Source organism: Colwellia hornerae, assembly GCF_007954355.1.
Lineage (GTDB): Bacteria > Pseudomonadota > Gammaproteobacteria > Enterobacterales > Alteromonadaceae > Colwellia_A > Colwellia_A hornerae.
The window spans coordinates 1-19,804 of sequence record NZ_VOLR01000040.1 but is presented as its reverse complement, the minus strand read 5'-3'; the positions used below and the strand labels follow the sequence as shown (position 1 = coordinate 19,804).

The window sequence follows — 19,804 nt, the reverse complement described above, 5'->3', positions numbered from 1 at the left end:
GTGTTGAAATGGTAATGCCTGGCGACAACTTGAAATTTGTTGTTGAGCTAATCAACCCAGTAGCGATGGATGAAGGTTTACGCTTCGCTATCCGTGAAGGTGGTCGTACTGTTGGTGCTGGTGTTGTATCTAAAATCATCGCATAATTGCTGATTTTAGTTCTCACGAGAACTTAAAGAAAAAAGACGCTTAGGCGTCTTTTTTTATGTCTGAAATTTAACAAAACTGTAAAACTTTAAAACAGCCAAAGTCGCCAACACAGAGCAGGTGTTGTATCGCTATACCTAAAATAGGCATCGCGAAGTTGTTGATTTTAGTGCACACGAGAATTCAAGAAAAAGACGCTTAGGCGTCTTTTTTTATCTCTGAAATTTAACAAAACTGTAAAAGCACTCAAGCTCGGCAACACAGAGCAGGTGTTGTATCGCTATACCTCAAATAGGCATCACATAATTGCTGATTTTAGTGCTCACGAGAACTTAAAGAAAAGACGATTAGGCGTCTTTTTACACTTTAAATAAATAATCAAATAATCTTACTTATGATTAGCGTGATTCTTACCTAGTTGATTATATATTTACTTATTTTTAATGGTTAAGAGGAAGGGGTCTTCGCGGTAACCTATATAATTTATTGCTGTTAAATATTAGGATATTATATTTATAGATCCTTTGATTAATAGGTAGGTTAAACATTTAATTAAAAAGTATATGCCTATTGCGATTATTTGGATGGTCTATTTAGTCTTCATCTATATTAATGATTTATATCTAAAAAATACATTCGCATTCTTTTAGTAGGGGATTAAAGGCAGTGACCTAAATCTTAGATTTTCATCACACTAGTTAACGCGTCTAAATTTGTGAGTAGACCGTCTAAGCTTTCATACATCTTAGATGGACTTTCAACAGTATCAGTGGTAATTAAGTGGGTATTCTCTACATTTGTGTTTCTTGATATTTCTTCAGCAAAAAATGATTGTTGAAAAGCTGCTACAGATATTTCATTAGTCTGTTGTTGAAATTCCAAAGATTCATTGATGTAAAACTGAGCGACTTAATACGTTTGTCATGCAGTTATACTCAGATTCACTAAAAGATTTGAGTATTAAAACGTTATGTTAATCCTTTTCATTGGTAAAACCTCAACATGACACTCAACATTTCTCTATAAGCCATTATATGATCTTGAATTTATTGGACTTCTTGACTATTTATCTGTTTGTATAAATAGATATCTCTCAGACACTTAAATCCTCAAACTTTTAGAACCCGTACTTTATTGAAGTGTAGGCAACTAGTAGTAAGCACCTTGCTTAATTTAAATGCAAATACAAATGATAACTATTGTTATTTGTATTGATGTTTTCATTTTATTTCGTTACCATTATCAAATCTTACAAATCTTACAAATCTTTAACTTTTAATAGACATAGGTAGACAATAATGAATTTCGGCTCCGTATATAAAATAACAATTGCAATACTACTGGCAAGTGCTTTGACAGCATGTATAGACGACGGCGATGATGGCGAGCAAGGTGTTGCTGGTATTGATGGTACAGCAGGAACTTCGGGTGTAAGTAATTTTGTCACTCGAGACGATGTTGTTATTACTAATGCCAATATAGCTTATGCCGCATATTCAGACTCACTTTTTGCCGCTATAACGTTACGTGATTCATTAGCTACATTTGTTGCTACTCCAACAAGTGCAAACTTTGTTGCAGCTAAAGAATCTTGGAAAGCATCACGTGAACCTTACGGACAAACTGAAGTGTATCGTTTTCGTGGTGGTCCAATTGATACCAATGCTGATGGAAGCGAAGGTGGAGTTGAAGGTGCAGTAAATGCTTGGCCTCTAGGTGAAGCTGTTATTGATTATATCGCTGGTCAAGTTGACGGTGATGATGGTACAGCAACGTTAGAAGGAACAAATATTATTGCAGGTACTGCAACCATTGATAAAGCTTTGTTAGAAGGTCTATTTGAAAAGAATGGCGATGCTGACGTTACTACCGGCTACCATGCCATAGAGTTTTTACTTTGGGGTCAAGACTTAAATGACGATTTAACTGGTGCAGGTGTCAGAGATAATACTCCAGGCCAACGACCAGTAAGTGACTATGCACTCGATGGTGCATGTACTTCAGGTGTAGGTAATACTATTACCGAAGTAACTTGTCAGCGTCGAGGTCAATACTTAGTGCTTGCTGCAGATATTTTAATAGAAGATCTTACGACAGTTGTTAATGCATGGGAGCCGCAAAATGGCAGTCATTATAAAACTTTTGTTGCTGGTGGTGACGGATCACTAGGTCTTATACTGGAAGGTATGGGTCGCTTAAGTTACGGTGAATTAGGAAGCGAGCGTATAAATATCGCATTAATTAATAATTCACAGGAAGATGAGCATTCATGTTTTAGTGATAATACTCACCGCGATATTTTCTTAAATGCAAAAGGTGTTCAGAATACATTCAATGCTCAATATACTCGTATTGATGGCGAAGTTATTGAAGGTGCATCTATTTATGACTTGTTAGTCACTGAAGGTGAACATGTATTAGCCAATAAATTACGTGGTTCACTAGAAGTAACGATGTCGGCAGCAGCTGTGATTGATACCAAAGCAAAAATGGGTATGCCATTCGATGTTTTAACAGCGACAGATATTGAACAGCCAAATGTTGTGGCGGTTATTGCAGGATTAGTAACCCAAACTGATGATATAGAGCAAGTGATTGATGCACTTGGTGTTACAGCCGGTGATCTAAAACAAGATGGCAGTACAACTATCGAATAATCTACACTGTAATCATTCTTTAAATGTTTATTAAATCATGGGCTTTTAAGAGCCCATTTCCAGTTTCAGTGACATAACGAGTTTAAGAGCAAAAACGGTGGCAGAATTGATAAAAAAAATCGGTGTAGTGATATTAGTTACTAGTTTTTTAGGGGCGTGTGGCGGTAGTTCTAAAAAAGCTGAGCCCGTCATCGTTTTACCACCAATACCACCAGTCGTTTTACTAGACCATAGTGGTTTAACACCCTTGTCAGAAGATATTATTTTAATTGAAGAATATTTAATGGGTGGAGATGCAACCGTATTTGTTAATAATAAAGATGCTTTTGGTACTCGGCCCGAGATGATAAAACGTAATTTTCAACAAGATGGTTTTTTTACGGCGGGTGATCATTTATTTAGGACTAAACATAACGATACTGGCCCTTTGCTTAATAATCCTGTTTGCCAAAACTGTCATATTAGCGATGGACGCGGAGAACTACCCGCGTCAAAAAAAGAACCCATGTTAACTATGTTATTCAAACTCGCTGATAAAACTGGTGCAAAAGATCCAATTTATGGTGATCAATTACAGCCCTTTGCTGTACAAAGTTTTGACGGTGGCGATATCAATTTAGGTTTGGCTGTTTATGACGGTTCATTAAATGGTAATGAATTAGTTGGAGAAGCAACACCATATATTGAGTATGTAACACTCTCAGGACAATACCCGGACGGCAGTAGCTACCAATTACGTTCACCTGTTTATCGAATAAAAGATCTAAGTTTTGGTGATTTTATCGACGATATTCGCTTTTCTCCCCGATTAGCACCGGGTATACATGGCGTTGGCTTGTTAGAAGCCATACCTGCTGAAAATATTCTAGCACTGGTCGACGTATCAGATGAAGATAATGATGGGATTTCTGGGCGTGTGTCCATGGTTACTGATGTAACAACCGGAGAAACGGCGCTAGGGCGTTTTACTTATAAAGCACAAAACCCATCGGTACTAAAGCAAGTAGCATCTGCTTATCAAGGAGACATGGGTCTTACTTCGAGTATCTTTGTCGATGAACCATGCTCTGATCAGCAATTATCCTGTAACTTTATCGCCGAACAAGAAATAAAAACAGCAGATAAAACTGACATTAGTAACAAAGAACTAGCGTTAGTCGAATTTTACAATCGATTACTAGGGGTTCCAGCAAGACGTGGTTTTGACACGATTAGTGAAGAGTGGGAGAGTAATATAGTAGAAGGTCGAAAGTTATTTTTTACATCAAACTGTGTTGGATGCCATACACCTAGACATATTACAGGCATAGCAGCGGGAAGTGTTTTAGGAGAATTAACCTTGTTATCCTTAGAGCCTAATGCTCAACCCATTGAAGTATTGTCTGAGCAAACAATTTTTCCTTATACTGATTTATTACTCCATGATATGGGGGGCTCTTGTGCAGTAACTCGTGAACTGGTTAATGGGGATTCATGCACGGGTGGTGCTGAATGTGAATATGTACAACGTTGCGATGGGTTAGCCGATGACGTTATTCAAGGTGATGCTTCTGGTACAGAATGGAAGACTCCTCCTCTTTGGGGTATAGGTCTAGTGCAGACAGTTAACCCAGAAGCCACTTTTTTACATGATGGCCGGGCTAGAACAATTGAGGAAGCTATTCTTTGGCATGAGGGTGAAGCGTTAAATAGTAAAAATGCTTTTATGCAATTAAGCCAAATTGAGCGACAGCAGTTATTGCATTTTGTTGAGTCGTTGTGATGATAAAAAACAAACCAGCTTTTTATCAAAGTGCAGCACGGATAAAATTATTGACGAAGTATCCGTTATTTATAGTTGCCGTTTTCACTTTTGGCTGTTCAGAGCATAAAGCCCCTGATCTTCAGCAAAGTGAACTAGCTCCTGGTGGCACTATGACTGTCAAGCGATTGAAAAGGCAAAGTTATATCCATCCCGGAGCGGCCGTTACAGGCATGCAAAAATTAAATTTTTGGACGGGATTTTCATTTTTTAGAGACCCATGGGTTGCTTCACCAAGTTCCACTAAATCTCGAGATGGATTAGGGCCACTCTTTAATACACGATCATGTATTAGTTGTCATGATGCAGGCAGCCGCGGGCCAATGCCAGCGGTTGGCGAAAGTATGCCATCTTTAGTGATAAAACTCGGCTTGCGTGATCATTTCCGAAATATTAGTGACCATACGCCAGTATTAGCCGAGGGACTCTCCTTAGTTGACCCAAATTATGGAGACCAAATTCAACCACGAGGTATATTGTTTAGGCACCCTAAACTTGAATATGCACCCAAAGGAGAAGCACTACTCGAGCTTAGTTATCAGGCTGTCTCTGGGTATTATAGCGATGGCACGGCCTATGAATTAAGTCAGCCTAAATATCAATTGACCAACATGGCTTATGGAGACTTAGCCCCACATATCGGTATGACACCACGTTTTGCTCCTAACATTTTTGGTGCGGGTTTACTTGATGCTATCCAGGTAGATGATCTCCTTGCCCAAGAAGACATTAACGACAATAACCAAGATGGCATTTCAGCAAAGTACAACCGGGTATTAAATATTGCTACAGGTAAAATAGACATTGGCCGATTTTCATTAAAGGCTAAACATCCTACTTTAGCCCAACAAGTTGGCGCAGCATTTCGCAATGATATTGGTATTACTAACAGCTTATTTCCAACAGAAAGTTGTACTGAGTCGCAAGTCATTTGCCAAAAAACTGCGCTTTTAGGCGAACCTTTAATCGAGACCCTTCATCAGCAAGTTCCTGTTGAAATTTCTGATAAATTATTTGCGTTAGTGGTCAGTTTTAATCAATTATTAGGTGTACCGCCTGCTCGAAATTTAGCCCAAGAAGAAGTCTTAAAGGGGCGTGAACATTTTTATCAAATGGGTTGCCAACAATGTCATACCCCGAGCTATCGAACCGATAAGAATTATCCGGTAGAGGTTTTAGCCAATCAACTTATTTGGCCGTATACCGATTTGGCATTACATGACATGGGCGAAAAGTTAGCAGACAATGTCGTAGAAGATGATGCTAATGGTCAAGAGTGGCGTACACCTCCTTTATGGGGAATTGGCCTGCAAAAGTCGACCACTAAACAGCAACGATTTTTGCATGATGGCCGGGCTCATAGTATTAGCGAGGCGATTTTATGGCATGGCGGAGAAGCAGAAGCCGCGCAGAGAAAATTTACTCAGTTAACATCGAGCCAACGAAAAAATTTAATAAAATTCTTAAAAGCTATTTAGTTTAATTCAATTTCAATTGAGAAATATCAGGAAATAAAAATGAGAAATATCCAATCAATTAACTGTCTTTATCAGCAAGTATTACTTGTTGGCACACTCGTACTCGTCGGAGCTGGCTGTGGCGGTGGAAGTGAAAAGGAAATAACGCCACTTACTCCAATAACGCCAATCACACCAACCACGCCAAGCGGGACACTTGATAATCAGTTTACCTTGTGGCTAACCGATTTAAGCAACAAGGTTATCTTACCTAATTATCAAACATTAGAGACTAAAGCCACACAGTTTTCCGATAGCGGTAAAGCGTTTTGTCAACTCGATAATGCTAAGGCTTCAGACCTAACAGAATTAAAAGTCGCTTGGCAGGAATTAAATTTAGCTTGGCAGAGTATTCAATGGTTAAAAATAGGACCTATTTTGCAGCATAACCGAAACTTTAGAATACAATTATGGCCTGACAGTCGAGGTTACGTTGCAAGGGATGTTGAGAACTTCTTACTTACTCAAACCACGCTAGATGCTGATGCCGTCGCTAAAAGTAGTGTCAGTGGTCAAGGTGTTCCTGCACTTGAGTATTTACTTTATCCGGCAACGAATCAAGACTCATTACTGAACGCCAGCAATAAAATTAAACGGTGTGAAGTGATGGTAGCGGTAAGCGACAACGTAACAACTATTAGTGGGGAAGTACTCGAGGCATGGCAGGCAACTGGCGGGAATTATATCGCACAAGTTATTGGCGGCACCGGTGAATTTACTGGTGTTAAGGATGCGGTTGAAGAAATTGTTACTAATTGGCTAGAACAAGTGGAGCGAGTTAAAGACGAAAAAATGCTTCAGCCTTTTGCTTTAAATGCTCCTGGAAGTCCTTCCATTACAGAGTTTTACCTCAGTGAGCAATCATTAGTCAGCATTAAGGCAAATGTATTATCATTTCAGCAAATATATAGTGCTGGAGGTGGTTATAGCCTTGAAAAGATACTCGTTGAATTTTTAGGTCAACAAACCATCGCTATACAGATGAACGATCGTCTTACAGCAGCAATAACAGCAACGGAAGACTTATCTGGTTTATATGCTGAATTACTCAGTAGTGATGAAGGTCGAGTCATTATTGATAATAATATTCAAAAATTACGTGAACTGCGCGATATATTGTCTATCGATTTTATTCAAGCAACTGATATTAATATTGGCTTTAACTCAAATGATGGTGATTAAGCGTGCAAAAATTTCCTTTAACTGAACTCGCTTTGCTTTGTTCATTTTTTCTGACTCAAATGACTATAACCACCTATGCAGCAGAGCTTGAAAGCAAAAAAGTGCAAGAACCGCAGATAGCAGATAACAATCAAAAAGAAAAACAGCTTGAAGTGATCAGTATTTTTGGTCAGCGTAATCAATTAGCAACAGCAACAGGATCTGCTTTTGTATTGGGTGAAGAAACTTTAGATCAATTTGAATTTGATGATATTCATCGAGTTTTACAATCAGTGTCCGGAGTCTACATTCGAGAAGAAGATGGTTATGGTTTAAGGCCCAATATAGGTTTACGCGGTGCAACGACAGAAAGGAGTAGCAAAGTTGCTATTATGGAAGATGGTATCCTTATTGCGCCAGCCCCTTATGCAGCCCCTGCAGCCTATTATTTTCCATTAATGTCACGTATGACTCAGGTCGAAATATTTAAAGGCCCTTCAGCAATCAAGTATGGCCCAAATACCGTGGGTGGTGCGATCAACATGTTGTCCCGTCCTATCAGTAGTGCTAAAAAACCACAGGCGCAAATCGATTTAGCGCTCGGTCAAGACAATTATCAAAAAGCGCATGGTTATTTGAGTCAAACCAAAACACTTGCCGGCTATGGCGATATAGGCTTTCTTATTGAAGGATTAACAATCAATTCTGATGGTTTTAAAGCCCTAGATGGTGGTGGCGATACTGGATTCAAAAAAAATGAGATTATCTTCAAGCTTAACTTTGTTCCTAGTAATGCGCAGTATTATCAAATATGGCAGTTCAAAGGCGGTTACTCTGATGAAGTTTCCAATGAAACCTATTTAGGGCTAACGGATACAGATTTTATTGAAAATGCTGAACGTCGGTATATAGCCAGTAAAAACGATAAAATGGATTGGGAGCATTATCAGTTTCAGCTATCTCATTATATCGAATTGAATGACCAAACTAGCTTTTATACCCAAGCTTACCATCGTGAGTTTGATCGAGATTGGGACCGATTAGATAGTTTTAATTCAAGTCGGAGCATGCAAACGATATTAACATCTCCTGAAACCGGTATTAATGCTTTATTTATGGAAGTATTAAAGGGCAAGCGAGATTCAGCCACATCGGAAGAAAACTTACTTTTTACGTTAAATGATCGTCGCTATTACTCGCAGGGACTGGAAACTAAATTGCTATGGGATAGTGAGTTGATGGGGGCTGATTTAGCACTCGATGCCGGCTTACGTTTTCATCGAGATGAAGTCGAACGAAATCACCGCTCCAATCAATATTTTATGCAAGGTGGAGAATTAGTTTTTGCCGATGAGCAACAGCAAACCACCACTCAAAATAAAGATAGCGCTACAGCGCTGGCGAGTTATGTAAATGCAAATGTAGATTTTGGCCAATTTAATATTACTACAGGTGTGCGTGTTGAATATATTAAAGGTGAAAGCTATGACTATTTAACCGGTGAAAAGTTAACATCATCAGACACGGTTGTTATGCCTGGCTTAGGTATTTTTTACAAGATAGATGAAAGTCTTGGTTTATTACTTGGTGTTAACAAAGGTTATGTGCCAAATAGTCCAGGTCAGGGAGATAGTGTTGACCCAGAAGAGAGTTGGAATTATGAGTTTGGTTTACGTTATAGCCAGCAAGATTTTAGGGCTGAAGTTATAGGTTTTTATAACAACTACAGTAATCTCAAAGGCACTTGTACGTTTTCAAGTGGTTGTGATCAAACATTAGATGAAGAATTTAATGCCGGCGAAGTTAACGTTTATGGCTTAGAAGCAAGCTTTACTGCTGAGTTTGAATTAACCAAAGGGTTAACGTTACCCATTAACGTGGCTTTCACCCATACAATGTCTGAATTTCAGAATAGTTTTAAATCTAGTTTTTCACAATGGGGTCGTGTTGAAAGTGGTGATGCTTTACCTTATTTACCTCAAAACCAAATAAGTATAGAAATGGCACTTCAGCATGAAAATTGGCGTGCTGCTTTGTTATTAAAACATGTAGAGGCGATGCAAGAAGCCACAGGTGATAATACTGAACTTTCTAGATTATGGACCGATGAACTTCTACAACTTGACCTTTCATCTTGGTATCTACTATCTAATCACGTTAAAGCTTATCTTAAGATCGATAACTTAACTGATGAAACCGCAGTTGTTTCTCGCCGACCTTTTGGGGCGAGACCGGGTAAACCAAGACAAGTGACTATTGGGATGAAATTTACCTTCTAATGGATGAACTATCATGTTGTTAACGCGTCGACATTTTTTAGCCGCAACTGCAGCAGTTAGTGCTGTGGGGCTATTTTCTTTTGTTGCGAGTAAAAAGGCTGAGCAATATTGGTTAGTCAGTGCTGCTACAGATAATAAGAATCAGCACTTTGTTTGTGCGATTGATTTACAGGGTAACGAGGTTAGCCGTATCGCTTTACCGGCACGTGGCCATGACGCGATTAATATTGAAGGTAAACCAGGCAGGGCGATAGTTTTTGCACGAAGACCAGGGCTGTATGCTTTTGAAGTTGATTTTATTTCTGGCCAGGTCGTTCATCATATAAGACCAGAGCAGGGTTATCATTTTTATGGTCACGGTGTGTTATCTACAAAAAGAAATACGCTACTGACCAGTGAAAATAACTATGACACGGGTAATGGTTTTATTGTGGAACGTGACGCAAGCAATTATCAAATAATTAATAGATACCCATCAGGTGGCATTGGTCCTCACCAAATTGCTTTGATGTCCGATGATGAAACGTTAGTTATTGCCAATGGAGGCATTAAAACTCATCCGGAGCAGCCAAGAAAAAAACTTAATTTGGACTCGATGAAACCCAACTTATCCTATTTAGATTTAGTTTCAGGAAAGATTACTGAGCAGCATCAGCTTGATAACCCGCAGTTGAGTATTAGGCACCTTGGCGTTAGTGCAAAAGATAAAGTTATTGCTGGCCTGCAATACCAAGGAGTTCGAACCGATCTTGTTCCTTTAGCGGTTTCCCATATACAGGGCTCTGCATTAAAGTATTTAAAAGCGCCAAAGCAGCAGTGGCGATCGATGAATCAATATACGGCAAGTATCTGTGTTGACGATAATAATGCGCTCGTGGCAATAAGTTGTCCTCGCGCAGATATGATCACATATTGGTCTTTAGATAATGATAGTTTTTTAGGGACTGAACGTTTATCTGATGGTGCTGGTCTTGCCTATACCGATAAGTTATTTGCGAGCAGTGGTAAAGGTCAAATTGCTGAGTTAGCTAAAAGTAGCAACTCTTCATCAATGCTACCTTTTTCATTTGAGCACCTAAGGTGGGATAATCACTTATTAGCGATGAAAATCACTTAACACAAACACTAATCATTCCTATTTGCATGTGTAAAGGGTTTTGTTATTATGTTTATGTTGATTGACCAACAAAGACATCAATTTTTTGAATGAAACAACTTAAACACATATTTTAAAATTATTTTTTGTATTACCTCCTCCAGATAAAACAATGTTTGCGCAAAGCATTGTTTTGATTAGGCTCTATGTAAATAGAGCCTATTTTTTTGTTCTCATTTTAACGTTGTGCTGGATCAGTCGGCACAAGTGAGTTGTGTTTTCCTTATCGTACTTAAAGATAAAGCAGAGTTGGTAGGTAACTCTGTAAAGCCAGCGAGTAGATAAATAACTTTTTGCCCTTTTTCTGATAAATCTAACGCATGCTGAAAGTTAACCTGAATTGTTGAGGAGATACTTTGTGGATATTTATCAGCATCTCGGCGTATATATTCAATAAAATCAATATTAACGTCATCATCATAAAATACCGCATCGGCAAATTGCATTTCACGGTGGATTTGCAATGTTAATTTATCTGGATTACCTGTTTTTGTATGAACAAATACTATTTCCCCTTGAGGAGGAGATACTTTGTTTTTTAAACTTGTGATGAGCTGTTGCTCAGCTTTAAAATGTTCACCATCTAAAATAGCTGCGCCTATAGTCCCACGTAATGCCCTTTCCCAAAAAGTTCGGCGGTTACGTAAACCTTGCACTTTTGCTTTTACATGGTCTCTAAATTTGAAACTGAACTCAGCTAACTTACCGTAGCCATTGGGCAAGGTTTTCTCAATTTGTTCTCGGAGCATCCTCAATAGTATCGGTGCGCTCCCACAGCTAGACATTGCTATAATCATTGGAGAACGATCAATAATAGCTGGCGTAATGTAGGTACACAGTTCAGGCTGATCTACTACATTGGTTAAAATGTTGAGGGGTTGTGATTCAGCAGCAACCGCTTTATTTACCTCTTCATCATCGGTTGCAGCAATAACTAAGTTAATACCAGTTAAATGATCATGTTGATAATTATGAGCGAGCCAAGTCAAATCATGCGCATCGATCAAGCGTTGTACACTGTCTGATAAGCTTTCAGCCATAACCGTAATGTTAGTGGTACTTTTTAGCAGTAATTCAATTTTACGTGCCGCGACATCACCACCACCAATGATCATTGCCGATATGTTTTTACCATCAAGAAAAATGGGGAAATATTTCATGTAAATAACCTATATTGTCTTTTATTGTCTTTAATCTGAGCCTAAGTCGAAATAATAGCGTTAAGATGGTAATGATAAAAGCGTTTCACTGATGGCTAAACCATTACTGTCGCCATAGACAAACTGTCCGGGGATAAAATGAATACCAGCAAAGGTAATCGGAACATTAACCTCACCAATACCTAGTTTTTCAGTTTTTATTGGGCAACAACCCAATGCTTTAACACCTAACTTGAGGGTGGAAATAGTGCCAGCATCACGAATACAGCCATTAATGACGATTCCTTGCCAACCATTTTTAACTGCTTTTTCAGCCAGCATATCGCCTAAAAGTGCTCGCGTCAGGCTTGCTTTACCATCAACAACCATCACTTTACCTGTGCCGTTAGTATCAACTAAGGCTTTGACTTTTGAATTGTCATTAATACAAGATACGGTGACTATTTCCCCATAGAAAATGTTATTTCTGCCATAGTCAGTAAATATCGGCTGCGCCAGTGTTAATGCGTTAGGGTAAATGTCATATAAATCAGGGAGAAGATCGAGCATCATAGAGTTCCTTAATAGGCTAGAGAGAATAATTATCCTAGCAATACTCTAGCAGAAGTCTTTGTAGGTATTAACTAACAAATGCTAAACTAGTGAAAAATTTATAGTGAGCACCTCCCATGCCTTGGATACAACTTCGCTTGAGTGCGAATGAAGACACATCAGAAAAATATAGTGATTGGTTAAGCGCTTGTGGCGCACAAGCTGTGACGTTTATCGACGCTCAAGATACCCCTATTTATGAACCATTGCCGGGTGACGAAGTTATCTATTGGCACAATACTGTGGTCATGGGCTTATTCGATGCCAGTCACGACATGGATAAAACGATTACCTATTTGAAAAGTATCCATCCAGATAAAAACAATATGGCTTACAAGTTAGAGCAACTTGAAGATAAAGATTGGGAAAGAGAGTGGATGGACAACTTCCACCCGATGAAATTTGGTGAGCGTTTATGGATATGTCCAAGCTGGCGCGAAGTACCTGATCCGACAGCGGTCAATGTTATGCTTGACCCAGGTTTAGCATTTGGCACCGGCACCCATCCAACCACGGCATTATGCTTAACCTGGTTAGATGGATTAGATTTAGTCGGCAAAACTGTAGTTGATTTTGGTTGTGGCTCAGGAATTTTATCGCTGGCGGCACTTAAACTAGGCGCAAAAAAAGTTATTGGTATTGATATTGACCCACAAGCATTACAAGCAAGTAAAGCAAATGCTGAACGCAACGGTATTGCAGACCGTTTAGCACTTTTCTTACCGAAAGATCAGCCAAGTTTTAAAGCTGATGTGGTGGTCGCTAATATTTTAGCCGGACCATTACGTGAATTAGCGCCAACGATTATTGAATTTGTTGCACCAAATGGTCAGCTTGCACTATCAGGTGTTTTAGAAGAACAGGCCAATGAACTACAAAATATTTATAGCCAGTGGTGTGAAATGGATGCCATTGCTGTTCAAGATGAATGGGTTCGTCTTTCGGGGAAAAAGAATTAGTCAAAAACCCTGTTATTAATTGAGCAGTATTCGTTAGCTATTTGTACAAATTCTGCTCACATCAATAGTTTGCAAAAAGTCAATATTAAAAACGCAAAAAAAAGCAAGAATTGTTCAATTTATATGCTTTTCAATTCCCTTAAAAACACGTAAACTTAGCGCCCTTTTGAATAGTAGCTCAAAAAAACAGCAACATGAATATAGGTTCGTATACTTTATCAAGTAATGTAATGCTTGCTCCAATGGCCGGAATAACCGACCAACCTTTTCGACAACTGTGTTGTCAAATGGGAGCAGGGCTAGCCGTGTCAGAAATGATTTCGTCTAATCCCAAAGTATGGCATACCGAAAAATCTAAGCGACGAAGTATTCATAGTGAATTTGCAGGTATTCGTTCGGTACAAATTGCCGGTTCAGATCCTGAAGAGTTAGCGTTTGCTGCTAAAGTTAATGTTGAAAATGGCGCGCAAATTATAGATATCAATATGGGCTGTCCTGCTAAAAAGGTCAATAAAAAGCTCGCGGGTTCTGCATTATTAAAAGAACCTAAATTGGTTGAAGAAATTGTGCGAAGTGTTGTTGATGCGGTAAACGTGCCAGTAACCCTTAAAATTCGTACCGGCTGGTGTGAGAACACCCGTAACGGCATTGAAATTGCTAAAATTGCTGAGCACAACGGTATTCAGTCTTTAGTTGTTCATGGTCGCACCCGTAATGATTTTTATAAAGGGAATGCGGAATACGAAACGATAAAAGCCATCAAGCAAGCGGTTAGTATTCCCGTTGTAGCTAATGGCGATATTACCAGCGCAATCAAAGCGGCGCAGGTATTAAATTTTACTGGGGCTGATGCCGTAATGGTGGGTCGTGGTGCCCAAGGGAAACCTTGGATTTTTCGAGAGATTAACCATTTCTTGAAAACGGGTGAACATTTGTCTGCCCCCTCATTGGAAGAGATTTGTCCGATAGTCATTGGACATGTAAAGGACTTACACAATTTTTACGGTGATTTTATGGGTGTTCGTTTTGCTCGTAAGCACGTTGCTTGGTATATGCTCGCGTATGATCAAGAGAAAAAATTTCGTTCTGTTTTTAATGCGTTAGAGTCATCTACCGATCAACTTGATGCATTAGAACTGTATTTTGATAATTTAAATTAACTAGAAAGAGTCTGAACTTTATGTTTGAACAAAATATTTCATCACCATTCGTTACTGGCAAGATCCAAACTCAAGCTGAGTATTCTCCATTACGTACTCAAGCTAAACAAGCTATCAGTAACTACTTATCGCAATTAAATGGTAATGATGTAGATGATATGTACGACCTTGTACTTTCTGAAATCGAAGCGCCAATGTTAGAAGAAGTTATGAAGTATACGCGCGGTAACCAAACACGTGCAGCTAACTTGTTAGGTATCAACCGCGGTACTTTACGTAAAAAGCTTAAAAAATACGGCATGAACTAAAAAATAGACAGGTTGTCCCTGTCAATCGAAAGCACCCTAGGGTGCTTTCTTTATTTCTAGCGAAGGATTTTTCTTCAGCTAGCTACTCATTACTGAGTAAAGTATTTATTTTAAGAAAATCACTGCCAAGGACACATGTCAACGGCCAGACAATTAAACTAACTTTAAGGTTAACAATAAAGCAATGGATACTCCACGCCCAATCAAACGTGCATTATTAAGTGTTTCTGATAAAACAGGTATTGTCGATTTCGCTCGTAGTTTAGCGCAAAAAGGTGTTGATATTTTATCAACCGGCGGCACAGCAAAATTATTAGCTGATAATGGTATACAAGTTACTGAAGTTTCTAAATACACAGGTCACCCTGAAATTATGGATGGTCGTGTTAAAACACTTCATCCAAAAGTTCATGGCGGAATTTTAGCGCGCCGTGGTATGGATGAAGCCGTTATGGCTGAAAACGATATTAGCGCGATTGATCTTGTTGTCGTTAACCTTTACCCATTTGCTAACGCGGTTAGTGATGAAAACTGTACCTTAGAAAACGCGATTGAAAATATTGATATCGGTGGACCTACTATGGTTCGTGCCGCAGCAAAAAATCATAAAGATGTGACGATTATTGTTAATGCTGGCGATTATGACCGCGTATTAGCAGAAATGAATACTAACGACGATTCATTAACGTATAACACCCGTTTTGACTTAGCTATTGCTGCCTATGAACATACTGCCGCTTACGATGGCATGATCGCAAACTACTTTGGCAAAATGCTTAGTGCGCATGGCAGTGAAAAAAGTGAAGTTAACTTTAAAGAAAAAAACAAATTTCCACGTACCTTTAATAGCCAGTTTATTAAAACTGAAGATTTACGTTACGGTGAAAATTCACATCAAGATGCTGCTTTTTATGTTGAAGCCAATCCTCAAGAAGCATCAGTTTCAACGGCTCAGCAATTACAAGGTAAAGCGCTTTCTTATAACAATATAGCTGATACCGATGCCGCTTTAGAATGTGTTAAAGAATTTGATGAGCCGGCGTGTGTTATCGTTAAACATGCTAACCCTTGTGGTGTTTCTATTGGCGATAATATTTTAGCCGCATACGAAGGTGCTTATCGTACAGATCCTACCTCAGCATTTGGTGGCATTATCGCTTTTAACCGTGAATTAGATGCCGATACAGCAGAAGCTATTGTTTCTCGCCAGTTTGTTGAAGTGATTATCGCGCCAAGTATTTCAGAGGCCGCGGCACAAATTGTTGCAGCTAAGCCTAACTTACGTTTATTAGCCTGTGGTGAATGGTCAAGCAAAACTACTGGTTTTGATCTTAAGCGTGTTAACGGTGGTTTATTGGTTCAAGACAGAGACCAAGGCAAAGTGACCAGCGATGATTTGAAAGTTGTTACTAAGCGTCAACCAACAGCAGATGAAATGCGTGACTTGCAATTCTGTTGGAAAGTAGCGAAATACGTGAAATCTAATGCGATTGTTTACGTTAAAAATAGTATGACTATCGGTGTTGGTGCTGGCCAAATGAGCCGCGTTTACTCCGCTAAAGTTGCTGGTATTAAAGCCGCTGATGAAAACCTAGAAGTTAAAGGTTCAGTCATGGCATCGGATGCATTCTTTCCATTTCGTGATGGTTTAGATGCTGCCGCTGAAGCCGGTATTACTGCCGTTATTCAACCGGGCGGTTCTATGCGCGATAATGAAGTTATTGCCGCAGCCGACGAACATGATATTGCTATGGTATTTACCGGAATGCGCCACTTCCGTCATTAATTGATGGGCTTGCCGCTGTGACATGCTATTTATTCGTCAAAAGTACTCACTAACTATCGTTAGCTGCGTGCTTTTTCTTTTAAAGTGCACACCACAGCTTAAAGCAGCTCCAATTAACGACATTATTAGCCTTGTTGATAAAATGTTACACTTCAACAAGGCTAAATACTTTTCTTTTATCCCCCTTATCTGTTTCTTCTTTTAAAATCTGCTATAACATGTCGAGTTAACCTTTATTCTTGATATGGAAAAGCAAATGAAAACAATAAAAACTTTACTGTCTGCCTCAATTATTAGCTTGTCACTGGCCAGTGCTTCATCCGGTGCTCACACCATGGAAGCTTCAGCTAATGCACAGCTAGAACATGCTGTTGCTAGTGAGCATAGATCTGCTGCCAATAAAATGCGTGACCAATACCGTCATCCACAACAAACCTTAGAATTTTTTGGTTTTGAACCGTCGATGACCGTTGTTGAAATTACGCCTGGTGGTGGTTGGTACACTGAAATTTTAGCTCCGGCATTAAAGGGCAAAGGAAAGTTAATCGGTGCTCATTATCCCGATACCGGTGAAGATAACTACTACAGTAACTCCCGTAAAAATTTAGTAAAAAAACTTGCTAGCCATGAAATGTTTAGTGAAGTAGAGCTCTCTAACTTTGTACCTAAAAAAGCCAGTGAATTAGCACCAGCGGGTACAGCCGATATGGTACTTACTTTTCGTAATTTACATAACTGGGGCGAAGAGGGCGTCAGCCAAGTATTCATTGATGCCTTTAAAGCATTAAAAACCGGTGGTATTTTAGGTGTCGTTGAACATCGCCTACCAAAAGGAGCAACCGCAAGCGATATGAATAGCGGCTATGTTTCTATGGAGAAAACGATTGCACAAGCTGAAGCTGCAGGTTTTACTTTAATTGCCAGCAGTGAAGTTAATGCTAACACTAAAGATAAAGCAAGTTATGAGAAAGGTGTTTGGACATTACCCCCTTCACTTGCATTGAAAGATAAAGATAGAGAAAAATATCTAGCCATCGGTGAAAGCGATCGTATGACTTTAAAATTTGCAAAAGTAGCTAAATAATCTTAAGACTTGCGCCATAACTTCCCTTATAATGGCGCAAGTTTTTTAGCATATTTTCTAGCAAATAAAGTAGGGTTAAGATAAATGAATGTTTTAGTAATAGGTAGTGGTGGTCGTGAACATGCACTTGCATGGAAAGCTGCACAATCATCACAAGTAGAAAAAGTATTTGTTGCGCCAGGTAATGCTGGTTCAGCAACAGAGCATAAAGTAGAAAATATTGCCATATCTGCTGGCGACACTGCTGCACTAGTCGACTTTGCTAAAACTCAGAACATTGCCCTAACGATTGTTGGCCCAGAGCAACCGCTTGTTGACGGCGTTGTTGATGCTTTTCAAGCCGAGGGGTTAACTATTTTTGGTCCAAGTGCTAAAGCGTCACAACTTGAAGGCTCAAAAGCATTTACTAAAGACTTCTTAGCTCGTCACAACATTCCTACCGGTTGGTACCAAAATTTTACTGAAATCGAAGCTGCGTTAGCTTATGTTCGAGAAAAAGGTGCACCAATTGTTATTAAAGCTGATGGCTTAGCAGCAGGTAAAGGCGTAATTGTCGCGATGACATTAGCAGAAGCTGAAGACGCGATTAAAGATATGCTCGCAGGTAATGCTTTTGGTGATGCCGGACATCGTGTGGTCATCGAAGAATTTTTAGATGGCGAAGAAGCAAGTTTCATCGTTATGGTTGATGGTAAAAACGTTTTAGCCATGGCAACGAGCCAAGATCATAAGCGTGCTTATAATAATGATGAAGGACCAAATACCGGTGGTATGGGGGCTTATTCACCAGCACCGGTAGTCACTGCTGAACTTCATCAACGCATTATGGATGAAGTTATTTATCCTACTGTGCAAGGTATGGCTAAAGAAGATGCTCCTTATACTGGTTTCTTATATGCTGGCTTAATGATCGATGCGAGTGGTACACCAAAAGTTATTGAATATAACTGTCGATTTGGTGATCCAGAAACACAACCTATTATGATGCGCTTAAAGTCAGATATCGTTGAATTATGTTTACTAGCCTGTGCAGGTAAGTTAGATACAGCGACTATTGATTTCGATCCACGCCCAGCCGTTGGCGTTGTATTAGCGGCCGGTGGCTATCCGGGTACTTACGCTAAGGGTAAAGTCATTTCAGGCTTGCAAACTAATCAGCATACAGACAGAAAAACTTTCCATGCGGGAACTACTCAAATTAATGGTGATATAGTGACTGCTGGCGGTCGAGTGCTTTGTGCTACAGCATTAGGTGAAACGGTTACACAAGCGCAAAAATCTGCCTACGCATTATTACAAGAAATAAGCTGGGAAGAAGTACAATTTAGAACAGATATTGCCTATCGAGCAATCGCTAGAGAGCAAAGTTAAGCTATACTTTTTAAGTGTTTAAATGAAAGCCTCTTATAAGAGGCTTTTTTATTAGCTAAAATCGACGAATATAACAATATCCTCTGCAGTAAACTGAAATGATCATTACCAAGTATTGTTTAGTTATTAGTGATGAAAAGTTATTAAACGCTTAGGTAGGATGAATAAAGCTCAATAACAACGCGGTCTGTACGTTAATTGACCGAACGATCGGTTATTTCAAATATATGACAGAAAAGGGTTGACGCCCAGCGAGAAATGTCTAAAATGCGCTCCAGTTCCAAGGGGTAACCCAACGGACTGTTTTGATAAGTTATCTACATCACTTTAGGGTAAAGTAGTTAACTTAACGTTTTAAAAGTTAGGTTTGAATCTTCGAAAAGAAACTTCAAATTAAATTAAATAAAACGTTGACATCAAAACTAGAGTGCGTAGAATACGCATCTCGCTTCAGGCAAGACCTGCAGCAACGGAGCAAGGCTCCAAAGGTATAAACGAATGCGTTTTATATCTAACTCTCTACTTCAAGTAGATGAGTTTTTCTTTAACAATTAGTTATCATGCAATTTGTGTGGACACTCACATTACATTGATTTTACATAGTCGGTTCTGTTCTTTACTTAGGTAAAGGAAAGGAAAGACGTAAAACAGTTTAATAATGATGTCA

General features: G+C 39.1%; 15 protein-coding genes. 13 read left to right on the top strand and 2 right to left on the bottom strand.

Translation table 11 applies throughout. From position 1 onward, the window contains the following. The 7 genes from ESZ26_RS18210 to ESZ26_RS18180 all read left to right on the top strand — a co-directional run. On the top strand, nucleotides 1–146 hold a 146-nt coding region (locus ESZ26_RS18210; protein ID WP_455423429.1), incomplete at its 5' end, for an EF-Tu C-terminal domain-related protein. 1,299 nt (nucleotides 147–1,445) lie between these two features. Continuing rightward, nucleotides 1,446–2,804, top strand: a complete 1,359-nt coding sequence (locus ESZ26_RS18205; protein WP_146801129.1) for an imelysin family protein — start codon at nucleotides 1,446–1,448, stop codon at nucleotides 2,802–2,804. A gap of 106 nt (nucleotides 2,805–2,910) precedes the next feature. After that, a complete protein-coding gene (locus ESZ26_RS18200) occupies nucleotides 2,911–4,566 on the top strand; it encodes a di-heme oxidoreductase family protein (RefSeq protein WP_223271730.1) in 1,656 nt (551 codons plus the stop codon). Beyond that, nucleotides 4,566–6,083 (top strand): di-heme oxidoreductase family protein, encoded by a 1,518-nt coding sequence (locus ESZ26_RS18195; protein ID WP_146801127.1) that lies wholly within the window; start codon nucleotides 4,566–4,568, stop codon nucleotides 6,081–6,083. The genes ESZ26_RS18200 and ESZ26_RS18195 overlap by 1 nt, the downstream gene beginning before the upstream one ends. Nucleotides 6,084–6,122: 39 nt before the next feature. Next, nucleotides 6,123–7,304 (top strand): imelysin family protein, encoded by a 1,182-nt coding sequence (locus ESZ26_RS18190; protein ID WP_146801126.1) that lies wholly within the window; start codon nucleotides 6,123–6,125, stop codon nucleotides 7,302–7,304. Between the two features lie 2 nt (nucleotides 7,305–7,306). Beyond that, nucleotides 7,307–9,562 carry a TonB-dependent receptor family protein gene (locus ESZ26_RS18185; RefSeq protein WP_146801124.1) on the top strand — a complete coding sequence of 752 codons (2,256 nt, stop codon included), beginning with the start codon at nucleotides 7,307–7,309 and terminating at the stop codon, nucleotides 9,560–9,562. A gap of 13 nt (nucleotides 9,563–9,575) precedes the next feature. Then, nucleotides 9,576–10,679: a DUF1513 domain-containing protein gene (locus ESZ26_RS18180; protein ID WP_146801122.1), complete on the top strand. Its 1,104-nt coding sequence runs from the start codon at nucleotides 9,576–9,578 to the stop codon at nucleotides 10,677–10,679. Between the two features lie 233 nt (nucleotides 10,680–10,912). On the opposite strand, the gene ESZ26_RS18175 is transcribed toward ESZ26_RS18180, so the two are convergent. Beyond that, the gene (locus tag ESZ26_RS18175; RefSeq protein WP_146801120.1) at nucleotides 10,913–11,878 is read right to left on the bottom strand and encodes a siroheme synthase; all 966 of its coding nucleotides are present in this window, start codon (nucleotides 11,876–11,878) and stop codon (nucleotides 10,913–10,915) included. 60 nt (nucleotides 11,879–11,938) lie between these two features. Further along, complete coding sequence (locus tag ESZ26_RS18170; RefSeq protein ID WP_146801131.1) at nucleotides 11,939–12,427, bottom strand: putative 4-hydroxy-4-methyl-2-oxoglutarate aldolase; 489 nt, start codon at nucleotides 12,425–12,427, stop codon at nucleotides 11,939–11,941. A 119-nt stretch (nucleotides 12,428–12,546) separates the two neighbouring features. Here ESZ26_RS18170 and prmA point away from each other — a divergent pair, with 119 nt between their 5' ends. From prmA to purD, 6 genes are all read left to right on the top strand, one after another. Beyond that, nucleotides 12,547–13,428, top strand: a complete 882-nt coding sequence (prmA, locus tag ESZ26_RS18165; RefSeq protein ID WP_146801118.1) for a 50S ribosomal protein L11 methyltransferase — start codon at nucleotides 12,547–12,549, stop codon at nucleotides 13,426–13,428. A gap of 194 nt (nucleotides 13,429–13,622) precedes the next feature. Then, on the top strand, nucleotides 13,623–14,588 hold the full coding sequence (gene dusB, locus ESZ26_RS18160; RefSeq protein WP_146801116.1) for a tRNA dihydrouridine synthase DusB: 966 nt from the start codon (nucleotides 13,623–13,625) through the stop codon (nucleotides 14,586–14,588). Between the two features lie 20 nt (nucleotides 14,589–14,608). Beyond that, the gene (gene fis, locus ESZ26_RS18155; protein ID WP_070375036.1) at nucleotides 14,609–14,896 is read left to right on the top strand and encodes a DNA-binding transcriptional regulator Fis; all 288 of its coding nucleotides are present in this window, start codon (nucleotides 14,609–14,611) and stop codon (nucleotides 14,894–14,896) included. 184 nt (nucleotides 14,897–15,080) lie between these two features. Continuing rightward, the gene (purH, locus tag ESZ26_RS18150) at nucleotides 15,081–16,682 is read left to right on the top strand and encodes a bifunctional phosphoribosylaminoimidazolecarboxamide formyltransferase/IMP cyclohydrolase (protein WP_146801114.1); all 1,602 of its coding nucleotides are present in this window, start codon (nucleotides 15,081–15,083) and stop codon (nucleotides 16,680–16,682) included. 256 nt (nucleotides 16,683–16,938) lie between these two features. Further along, nucleotides 16,939–17,766, top strand: coding sequence for a class I SAM-dependent methyltransferase (locus ESZ26_RS18145; protein ID WP_146801112.1), 828 nt, complete (start codon nucleotides 16,939–16,941; stop codon nucleotides 17,764–17,766). 84 nt (nucleotides 17,767–17,850) lie between these two features. Beyond that, the gene (gene purD, locus ESZ26_RS18140; RefSeq protein ID WP_146801109.1) at nucleotides 17,851–19,137 is read left to right on the top strand and encodes a phosphoribosylamine--glycine ligase; all 1,287 of its coding nucleotides are present in this window, start codon (nucleotides 17,851–17,853) and stop codon (nucleotides 19,135–19,137) included. Nucleotides 19,138–19,804: the final 667 nt, after the last annotated feature.